This is a genomic window from Vibrio pomeroyi (assembly GCA_041879425.1).
GTDB classification, from domain to species: Bacteria; Pseudomonadota; Gammaproteobacteria; order Enterobacterales; family Vibrionaceae; genus Vibrio; species Vibrio pomeroyi_A.
Genome location: CP090854.1, coordinates 3,264,835 through 3,274,872, shown reverse-complemented (window position 1 = coordinate 3,274,872; position 10,038 = coordinate 3,264,835). Strand labels below are relative to the sequence as shown.

The window sequence follows — 10,038 nt, the reverse complement described above, 5'->3', positions numbered from 1 at the left end:
TCGTACTAAAATGCGTTGATTGAATAAAAAGCCTAACTTTGAGTTAGGCTTTTTTTATGATTTGAGGCTGAGTATTTGATTTTTAAACTTGTTCTAAATCACTAGTTGCAATGTTAGCTAGGTGTGCAATTAAAATTTTCTGATAAACTTACATAAATTTGTTGATTTTTCACACGAAGGTAAGGAATAAGTGACTACTACAGAAACAGTCAATGCAGATGTGTTACTTGAAATGGAATCAGTCCACGTTATGCCATTCAGTGAACACGATAAAATCATTCTAAGATCTTATGAGGCCGTTGTTGACGGTATTGCGAGTCTTATTGGTCCGTTTTGTGAAATCGTTTTGCACTCATTAGAAGACCTCAATACTTCTGCGATTAAAATTGCCAATGGCGAGAATACAGGTCGTCAGGTTGGTTCGCCGATCACCGATCTTGCATTGAAGATGCTGAAAGATATTGAAGGTTCTAAGCGTAACTTCTCACGCTCATACTTCACTCGCGCTAAAGGCGGTGTGTTGATGAAGTCGATCACGGTTGCTATCCGCAATGGTGAAGACCGAGTGATTGGCCTGCTGTGTATTAACGTCAACCTAGACGCGCCATTCTCACAAGTGCTGCAATCTTTCATGCCTACGCAAGACGCAGACGAAGCCGCATCATCGGTTAACTTCGCAAGCGACGTTGAAGAGCTTGTCGACCAAACGGTTGAGCGCACCATTGAAGAGATCAATGCTGATAAGTCAGTATCGAATAATACTAAGAACCGTCAGATCGTGATGGAGCTATACGACAAAGGTATTTTCGATATTAAAGACGCGATTAACCGTGTTGCTGAGCGCTTGAATATCTCTAAGCACACTGTGTACCTATACATCCGCCAACGTAAAACAGAGGATGAAGAGGGTTGTTAAGCTATACACTCTTAGTTAATGGACCTGTCTACGGTTCACAGTCAGCAAGAAGTGCTTACCAGTTTGCCGTGGCTCTGATTAAACAGGGCCACAAACTTCACAGTGTATTCTTCTATCAAGATGGCGTCAGTAATGGCTCCGACCTCACCGTACCTGCTAACGATGAATTCGATTTAGCTTCTGCTTGGCAAAAGCTCGCGGATGAGCACGATGTTAGCTTGGAAACGTGTGTAGCCGCCGCGCTAAGACGTGGTGTGATTAGCTCAGACGAAGCAGAGCAACACCAACTAAGCGCATCTAACTTAGCGTCAGGTTTTACTCAGGCCGGGTTAGGGAGCTTATCGGAAGCGCTACTCACGCAAGATAGGGTCGTACAGTTTTGAGAAAGTTAGCCTTTATATTTAATAGTTTTCCTCATACTACCGCTGCAGGTAGAGAAGGGTTAGACGCATTACTTGCCGCTTCTGCTTACAGTGAAGACATCGCCGTGTTCTTTGTTGGCGATGGTGTGACACAGCTTCTCAAAGCTCAGCAATCCGACGAGGTCCTATCACGCGACTACATCTCAGCATTCAAGCTTATGGACCTGTACGACATCGAACAGGTGTATGTGTGTCAGAGCAGTCTAAGTCAGTTTGGTCTTTCGACAGATAACCTGTTGATTGATGCAACCGCCGTTGAAGCCGATGAGTTAACTCAGAAGTTAGCCCAGTGCCAACAGATACTGACTTTCTAGGGGACGCTATGCTTCATATCGTAAAATCAGTCGACAAACTTAAACTCGCATTAACCTATTCTCAACCGCAGGATCAGTTCTTGCTAGTTGAAGATGCAGTGTACGTTTGCCTTCCAAATCATGAGTTATTCACTCAAATCAGTGCAGTCGAGCGAGTGTCGGTATTAAAACCGGATCTTGCTGCTCGAGGTCTCCAAGAACTTGCCTCGGATGTCGTTCCGCAAGTGGACTTCGACGGGTTCGTTAAACTGACGGTTTTAAGCGAAAAATCAGTCACTTGGTAGCTGTGTTTTATCAGTTTGGTTAAAAGTAGACCATCCTGAGCTCTAGACGGCTAAAAAAGATCTGTATATTTCTTGACACACCTCCCACTGCTGAATAGAATTTTGCGTCCCTAATTACGACTTGTGATTAGGGATAGATTTTTCACAAAGCTTACTTTCAAGTAAATTTCAGGAGCTAGTTAATGGCAACTATTAACCAGTTGGTTCGCAAGCCTCGTGTAAAGCAAGTTGTTAAAAGCAACGTGCCTGCACTAGAAGCGTGCCCACAAAAACGTGGTGTATGTACTCGTGTTTACACTACTACACCTAAAAAACCTAACTCGGCACTACGTAAAGTATGTCGTGTACGTCTAACTAACGGTTTCGAAGTAACTTCGTACATCGGCGGTGAAGGCCACAACCTACAAGAGCACAGTGTTGTACTAATCCGTGGCGGTCGTGTAAAAGACCTTCCGGGTGTTCGTTACCACACTGTTCGCGGCGCACTTGACTGTGCTGGCGTTAACGACCGTAAACAAGGTCGTTCTAAGTACGGTGTGAAACGTCCTAAGTCTTAATGCATTTTCTTTTTTTTAAAGAAAGCGTTAAGTAAGGCCAAACACTATTTTATTTATTATTCTGAAAAGTTTTGGAAAAAACCTGAAGAAGACAACGGAGAATATCCATGCCACGTCGTCGCGTAATAGGTCAGCGTAAGATCCTTCCAGATCCTAAGTTCAAATCTGAATTGCTGGCAAAATTCGTTAACATCCTTATGGTTGACGGAAAGAAATCTACTGCAGAAAAAATCGTTTACACTGCACTAGATGCAATGGCTGAGAAGTCTGGTAAAGACCACTTAGCTGTATTTGAAGAAGCTCTTGAAAATGTTCGCCCAGCGGTAGAAGTTAAATCTCGCCGTGTAGGTGGTTCAACTTACCAAGTACCTGTAGAAGTTCGTCCGGTTCGCCGTAACGCTCTTGCTATGCGTTGGGTAGTTGAAGCTGCGCGTAAGCGTGGTGAAAAATCTATGGCTCAACGCCTAGCTGCTGAAATGCTAGACGCGTCTGAGAACAAAGGTACTGCGGTTAAGAAACGTGAAGACGTTCACCGCATGGCTGACGCAAACAAAGCGTTCGCACATTACCGTTGGTAATACCTTTTTAGTGCTGCAAGGTTCCTTGCAGCACTTCTTTAGTTCCTATGCTTATGCTAGGAACTATTGCTATTTCTAGGGCAAGCAATTTTTAGCGAAGCATCGCTTTAACGCATAATCTAGGCATAGCAATAGTCCCTAAGTCTCTAATAAGAGGATTCAACCGTGGCTCGTAAAACTCCTATAGAGCAATACCGTAATATCGGTATCGTTGCTCACGTAGATGCAGGTAAAACAACCACAAGTGAACGTATTCTGTTCTATACCGGTCTTTCTCACAAAATCGGCGAAGTTCACGATGGTGCAGCAACCATGGACTGGATGGAGCAAGAGCAAGAGCGCGGTATTACGATCACTTCAGCAGCAACCACTACGTTTTGGCGTGGTATGGAAGCTCAGTACTCAGACCACCGTATCAACATCATCGACACTCCTGGACACGTTGACTTCACAATCGAAGTTGAACGTTCTCTGCGTGTACTTGATGGTGCAGTTGTTGTGTTCTGTGGCTCATCTGGTGTTGAACCTCAGTCAGAGACAGTGTGGCGTCAAGCTGATAAGTACCAAGTTCCACGTATGGTTTTCGTTAATAAAATGGACCGTACCGGCGCAGACTTCTTGCGCGTAGTTGAACAGATCAAGGACCGTCTAGGCGCAACTCCTGTTCCAATTCAACTGAACATTGGTGCTGAAGAAAATTTCCAAGGCGTTGTCGATCTTATCAAGATGAAGGCAATTAACTGGAACGAAGCTGACCAAGGCATGACTTTCACGTACGAAGATATTCCTGCAGACATGCAAGAAATGGCTGAAGAATATCGTACAGAACTTGTTGAAGCTGCTGCAGAAGCAAATGAAGAGCTGATGGATAAGTACCTTGAAGAAGGTGAACTAACAGAAGCTGAAATCAAACAAGGTCTTCGTACTCGTACCCTTAATAATGAAATCGTACTCGCTACTTGTGGTAGTGCATTCAAAAACAAAGGTGTACAAGCTGTTCTAGATGCAGTTGTTGATTTCCTTCCTTCTCCAGTCGATGTCCCTGCAATTAAAGGTATCGATGAAGATGAGAATGAAGCAGAGCGTCACGCAGACGACAAAGAACCGTTCTCAGCGCTAGCATTTAAGATCGCAACAGACCCATTTGTTGGTACTCTAACTTTCATCCGTGTTTACTCTGGTGTTGTTGAAAGCGGTAAAACAGCTTACAACTCTGTGAAGAAACAACGTGAACGCTTAGGTCGCATTGTTCAAATGCACTCAAACAAGCGTGAAGAAGTAAAAGAAGTACGAGCAGGTGACATCGCAGCCATTATTGGTCTGAAAGATGTGACTACTGGTGAAACCCTTTGTGACCAGAACCATAAGATTGTTCTTGAGCGCATGGAGTTCCCAGACCCAGTTATTCAGATCGTTGTAGAGCCAAGCTCTCAAGCTGATCAAGATAAAATGACTATCGCTCTAGGTAAACTAGCAGCGGAAGACCCATCGTTCCGCGTTGATATGGATGCGGAAACTGGCCAGACTCTGATTTCTGGCATGGGTGAACTACACTTAGATATCATCGTTGACCGTATGAAGCGCGAATTTAGCGTGAACTGCAACGTTGGTAACCCGCAAGTGGCTTACCGTGAGACTATTCGTGGTACTGCGAAAGCGGAAGGTAAATTTATCCGTGAACATGGTGGTAAAGGTCAGTACGGTCACGTATGGCTGAAACTAGAACCATCAGAAGTTGGCGAAGGCTTTGTCTTCGTGGATGAAATTGCCAATGGTATCGTACCGAAAGAGTTTATCGCTTCAGTTGCTAAAGGCGTTGAAGAGCAGATGAACAATGGTGTACTTGCTGGCTATCCAGTTCTGGATATCAAAGCTACACTATATGATGGTTCTTACCATGAAACAGATTCAAGTGAGATGGCGTTTACAATCGCTGCCTCTATGGCTTTCAGAGCAGGTGCACTTGAAGCGCAACCAGTTCTGCTTGAGCCTATGATGAAAGTTGAAGTAACTACTCCAGAAGACTGGATGGGTGACGTTGTTGGCGATATTAACCGTCGTCGCGGCATCATCGAAGGTATGGACGAGGGGACAGCTGGCCTGAAGATAATTCGTGCACAAGTTCCGTTGTCTGTCATGTTCGGTTACGCAACTGATTTACGTTCTGCGACACAAGGTCGTGCTTCTTACTCTATGGAGTTTAGTGAGTACGCTGAAGTGCCTAACAATGTTGCAAAAGCAATCATTGCAGAGCGTGGTTAAACAAAAGGAAGGCATTTTTTTTCATTTTTTGAAAGAACAATGCGTCCAAATATTGCGCTAACGAGAGTTGGCGCATAAAATAGCAATTTCTGGCGCGTCTCGCTCAATAATGAACGTGGCGAATCATAACTAGGAAGGAACACGATTGTGTCTAAAGAAAAATTTGAACGTACGAAACCGCACGTAAACGTTGGTACTATCGGCCACGTTGACCACGGTAAAACAACTCTAACTGCTGCTATCTGTACTACTCTTGCAAAAGTATACGGCGGTGTTGCTAAAGATTTCGCATCTATCGATAACGCTCCAGAAGAGCGTGAGCGCGGTATCACAATCGCAACTTCTCACGTTGAGTACGACACTCCAGCACGTCACTACGCACACGTAGACTGTCCAGGACACGCGGATTATGTTAAAAACATGATCACTGGTGCTGCACAAATGGACGGCGGTATCCTAGTTGTTGCTGCGACTGACGGCCCTATGCCTCAAACTCGTGAGCACATCCTACTTGGTCGTCAAGTTGGTATCCCTTACATCATCGTATTCATGAACAAATGTGACATGGTTGATGACGAAGAGCTACTTGAGCTAGTAGAAATGGAAGTTCGTGAACTTCTTTCTGAGTACGACTTCCCAGGTGATGACCTACCAGTTATCCAAGGTTCTGCACTTGGCGCACTAAACGGCGAGAAGCAGTGGGAAGACAAGATCGTTGAGCTTGCAGAAGCACTAGATTCTTACATCCCTGAGCCAGAGCGTGCAGTAGACCAACCGTTCCTACTACCAATTGAAGATGTATTCTCAATTCAAGGTCGTGGTACTGTTGTAACTGGTCGTATCGAGCGCGGTATCCTACGTGTAGGTGACGAAGTAGAAATCGTTGGTATCAAAGAGACTACTCTTACTACTTGTACTGGTGTTGAAATGTTCCGTAAACTGCTTGACGAAGGTCGTGCAGGTGAGAACGTTGGTGCACTTCTACGTGGTACTAAGCGTGATGACGTTGAACGTGGTCAAGTACTTTCTGCGAAAGGTTCTATCAACCCACACACTAAGTTTGAGTCTGAAGTATACGTACTTTCTAAAGACGAAGGCGGCCGTCACACTCCTTTCTTCAAAGGTTACCGTCCACAGTTCTACTTCCGTACAACTGACGTAACAGGCGACATCACTCTACCAGAAGGCGTAGAAATGGTAATGCCAGGTGACAACGTTCAAATGACTGTTGAGCTAATCGCTCCAATCGCAATGGACGAAGGTCTACGTTTCGCAATCCGCGAAGGTGGCCGTACAGTTGGTGCTGGTGTTGTAGCTAAAATCTTCGCTTAATAGCATTTAGATTTTTGCACTCTCTTCATCAGAAGAGCACGCATCCAAAAAGGGGAGCTTCGGCTTCCCTTTTTATTTTGGTTATAAGGGAAATTCATCGTACTTAATAACCGCAAACTATATTCCAATTTAAATACAGTTATTTACCGACCCGCCTTAATAACCCCCCTTCTGTAATACAACCTTCAAAGCCATTTTTACCAATTACTCGCAAAACACTATAACCAATCGATATAACCAAACCTTAAATATGACTGGTAATAAGAATGATTCCTTTTTATATTTAAGCCTAAGTTAAAGGTTTAGGTTTTAGTATGTACATTTGTTTATGCCATGGGGTTTCGGATAAAAAAATCCGCAAGCTCGTAATAGAAGAGGGCATTACTGACATCAAAGGAATTAAAAAATGTACAGCACTTGGCAGTCAATGCGGTAAGTGTGTACGTTCAGCAAAAGAAGTCATTAACGATACTGCGAAAGACCTGTTCAAACAGGCAAGCTAGTTTTGCCCAAAGGGCATTAGCTTTTTTGACACTTCTCGATTTGGTTCTACAGTTAGAAGAGCCAAAGAGGAGGGCTATGTCATGAAAGGCGATCCAATCATCATTCAACATCTCAATAAAATTCTTGGTAACGAACTCGTCGCAATAAACCAATACTTCTTGCATGCTCGCATGTACAAAGATTGGGGCTTAAAGCATCTTGCTGATAAGGAATACCACGAATCTATCGACGAAATGAAACATGCTGACCATCTAATAGAACGCATACTATTTTTAGAAGGCCTCCCAAACCTTCAAGATCTCGGTAAGCTCAAAATTGGTGAAGATACTGAAGAGATGCTTCAGTGTGATTTGTCTCTTGAGATGGAAGCGATACCTGATTTGAAAAATGCCATCGCGTACGCAGAAGATATTCACGACTATGTGTCGCGAGACCTGTTTCAAGACATCCTGGAAGACGAAGAAGATCATGTCGATTGGTTAGAAACCCAGCTCGGTTTAATCAAAATGACCGGGATCCAAAATTATCTACAAGCTCAATATGTGGATGAAGACGAAGGCTAAAACTTAGTAATTAAAAGAGGTAACAGCTGAGGCTTAAACTGAGCTGTTACCTTGCTTACAACTTTCAACGGTAGGGCACTACCGCACAATCAAAACTCGCCACTTATCTTCTTAAATCGATTCTGCGATTATTTTTCAAACACAGCTTGCAAGTTAAAGTGTGATCTGTATAATGCATCGTACTGGCTAACGCTGGTTGTGAACCAATGAGCACTGAGGAGTAGGTCTTACCTAGTAATGTATACTCAGCTTATGTTCGCGGTTAATAAAAATAGTGAACTTCTTGTTTGCTTCAAAAGTTAACTGACAATGCGTCCTAATTTTGGATGCTACGGTTTCACATAAATCAATCGGCATTCTCTCGTTTTATCGGGTTTGAGTGGCGATATTGTTTGTGTAATTTTTAATAATTGGAGCTCTGTCTCATGCAGAACCAACGTATTCGTATCCGCCTTAAAGCGTTTGATTACAAGCTAATCGATGCTTCAACTGCGGAAATCGTTGAAACAGCAAAACGTACTGGCGCACAGGTTCGTGGTCCTATTCCACTACCTACTCGTAAAGAGCGTTTCACTGTTCTTACCTCTCCACACGTCAACAAAGATGCACGTGACCAGTACGAAATTCGTACTCACAAGCGTTTGATCGACATCGTTGAGCCAACAGATAAAACTGTTGATGCTCTAATGCGTCTTGATCTTGCAGCTGGCGTTGATGTTCAAATCAGCCTAGGTTAAGGGAGATAAGAATAATGATTGGTCTAGTCGGACGTAAAGTGGGTATGACCCGCGTATTTACTGAAGAAGGCGTTTCTATCCCAGTAACTGTTGTTGAGGTTGAAGCGAACCGTATTTCTCAAGTTAAAACTCTTGAGACAGACGGCTACGCAGCAATCCAAGTAACTACTGGTGCTAAGAAAGCTAACCGTGTAACTAAACCTGAAGCTGGTCACTTCGCGAAAGCGGGTGTAGAAGCAGGTCGCGGTCTTTGGGAATTCCGTTTAGAAAACGGCGAAGAGTTTGAAGTTGGCGCTGAGCTAAACGTAGAACTTTTCAACGAAATTAAAAAAGTAGACGTTACTGGTACATCTAAAGGTAAAGGCTTCCAAGGCGCTATCAAGCGTTGGAACTTCTCTACTCAAGATATGACTCACGGTAACTCTTTGTCTCACCGCGCACCGGGTTCAATTGGCCAATGTCAAACTCCAGGCCGCGTGTTTAAAGGCAAGAAAATGGCAGGTCACATGGGTGCTGAGCGTGTAACGACTCAAAACCTAGAGATCGTACGTGTTGACGCTGAGCGCAATCTACTCCTTATTAAAGGTGCAGTACCGGGCTCAACAGGCGGAAACGTGATCGTAAAACCTGCTGTTAAAGCATAACGTCTAGGAGTAAGTAATGGAATTGATGGTTAAAGGTGCTGATGCACTAACTGTTTCCGAGACTACTTTCGGACGTGACTTCAACGAAGCTCTTGTACACCAAGTAGTTGTTGCATATGCAGCAGGTGCTCGTCAAGGTACTCGTGCTCAAAAGACTCGTTCTGAAGTATCTGGCGGTGGCGCTAAGCCATGGCGTCAAAAAGGTACTGGCCGCGCACGTGCTGGTACAATTCGTAGCCCAATCTGGCGTACAGGTGGTGTTACTTTTGCTGCGAAACCACAAGATCACAGCCAAAAAGTAAACAAAAAAATGTACCGCGGTGCTATGAAGAGCATTCTTTCTGAGCTAGTTCGTCAAGAGCGTTTAATCGTTGTTGATAACTTCTCTGTAGAAGCACCAAAAACAAAAGAACTTGTAGCTAAGCTTAAAGAGCTTGAGCTAAGCGACGTTCTGATTGTGACTGGCGAAGTAGATGAAAATCTATTCTTAGCTGCTCGTAACCTATACAAAGTAGACGCACGTGATGTTGCTGGTGTTGATCCAGTATCACTAATCGCTTTCGACAAGGTTCTAATGACTGCTGACGCAGTTAAGCAAGTTGAGGAGATGCTAGCATGATCACTGAAGAGCGTATCTTAAAAGTTCTACGTGCTCCGCACATCTCTGAAAAAGCAACTATGGCAGCTGAGAAAGCGAACACTATCGTTTTCAAAGTAGCTAAAGATGCAACTAAGAAAGAGATCAAAGCAGCTGTAGAAAAGCTATTTGAAGTTGAAGTTAAGTCTGTAAATACTCTTGTATTAAAGGGTAAGACCAAACGTCAAGGTATGCGTGAAGGCCGTCGTTCAGACGTTAAGAAAGCCTACGTTACTTTGAAAGAAGGTCAAGATCTTGACTTCGTTGGCGGCGCGGAATAACAGGAGT

The 10,038-nt window shown here is 43.9% G+C and carries 14 protein-coding genes; all 14 read left to right on the top strand.

What is annotated here, in order from left to right:
* Window positions 1-190: 190 nt before the first annotated feature.
* Complete coding sequence (locus tag L0992_14535; GenBank protein ID XGB66894.1) at window positions 191-916, top strand: transcriptional regulator; 726 nt, start codon at window positions 191-193, stop codon at window positions 914-916.
* Window positions 910-1,299, top strand: coding sequence for a sulfurtransferase complex subunit TusD (gene tusD / locus L0992_14530; protein XGB66893.1), 390 nt, complete (start codon window positions 910-912; stop codon window positions 1,297-1,299). Before L0992_14535 ends, tusD begins: the two co-directional genes overlap by 7 nt.
* Window positions 1,296-1,652 carry a sulfurtransferase complex subunit TusC gene (gene tusC / locus L0992_14525; protein XGB66892.1) on the top strand — a complete coding sequence of 119 codons (357 nt, stop codon included), beginning with the start codon at window positions 1,296-1,298 and terminating at the stop codon, window positions 1,650-1,652. Before tusD ends, tusC begins: the two co-directional genes overlap by 4 nt.
* An 8-nt stretch (window positions 1,653-1,660) precedes the next feature.
* Window positions 1,661-1,936, top strand: coding sequence for a sulfurtransferase complex subunit TusB (gene tusB / locus L0992_14520; protein XGB66891.1), 276 nt, complete (start codon window positions 1,661-1,663; stop codon window positions 1,934-1,936).
* 182 nt (window positions 1,937-2,118) lie between these two features.
* Window positions 2,119-2,493, top strand: coding sequence for a 30S ribosomal protein S12 (gene rpsL / locus L0992_14515; GenBank protein ID XGB66890.1), 375 nt, complete (start codon window positions 2,119-2,121; stop codon window positions 2,491-2,493).
* Window positions 2,494-2,600: 107 nt separating this feature from the next.
* Entirely contained in the window at window positions 2,601-3,071 is a 471-nt protein-coding gene (gene rpsG / locus L0992_14510) for a 30S ribosomal protein S7 (protein ID XGB66889.1), read from the top strand.
* 165 nt (window positions 3,072-3,236) lie between these two features.
* Window positions 3,237-5,333, top strand: a complete 2,097-nt coding sequence (fusA, locus tag L0992_14505) for an elongation factor G (protein XGB66888.1) — start codon at window positions 3,237-3,239, stop codon at window positions 5,331-5,333.
* Between the two features lie 147 nt (window positions 5,334-5,480).
* Window positions 5,481-6,665: an elongation factor Tu gene (gene tuf, locus L0992_14500; GenBank protein XGB66887.1), complete on the top strand. Its 1,185-nt coding sequence runs from the start codon at window positions 5,481-5,483 to the stop codon at window positions 6,663-6,665.
* Window positions 6,666-6,979: 314 nt separating this feature from the next.
* Window positions 6,980-7,168, top strand: coding sequence for a bacterioferritin-associated ferredoxin (locus L0992_14495; protein XGB66886.1), 189 nt, complete (start codon window positions 6,980-6,982; stop codon window positions 7,166-7,168).
* 81 nt (window positions 7,169-7,249) lie between these two features.
* Complete coding sequence (bfr, locus tag L0992_14490; GenBank protein XGB66885.1) at window positions 7,250-7,732, top strand: bacterioferritin; 483 nt, start codon at window positions 7,250-7,252, stop codon at window positions 7,730-7,732.
* A 425-nt stretch (window positions 7,733-8,157) separates the two neighbouring features.
* Complete coding sequence (gene rpsJ, locus L0992_14485; protein XGB66884.1) at window positions 8,158-8,469, top strand: 30S ribosomal protein S10; 312 nt, start codon at window positions 8,158-8,160, stop codon at window positions 8,467-8,469.
* Between the two features lie 14 nt (window positions 8,470-8,483).
* Window positions 8,484-9,113, top strand: a complete 630-nt coding sequence (gene rplC, locus L0992_14480; GenBank protein XGB66883.1) for a 50S ribosomal protein L3 — start codon at window positions 8,484-8,486, stop codon at window positions 9,111-9,113.
* A gap of 16 nt (window positions 9,114-9,129) precedes the next feature.
* The gene (gene rplD / locus L0992_14475) at window positions 9,130-9,732 is read left to right on the top strand and encodes a 50S ribosomal protein L4 (protein ID XGB66882.1); all 603 of its coding nucleotides are present in this window, start codon (window positions 9,130-9,132) and stop codon (window positions 9,730-9,732) included.
* Window positions 9,729-10,031, top strand: coding sequence for a 50S ribosomal protein L23 (rplW, locus tag L0992_14470; protein ID XGB66881.1), 303 nt, complete (start codon window positions 9,729-9,731; stop codon window positions 10,029-10,031). The genes rplD and rplW overlap by 4 nt, the downstream gene beginning before the upstream one ends.
* The last annotated feature ends 7 nt before the right edge of the window (window positions 10,032-10,038 follow it).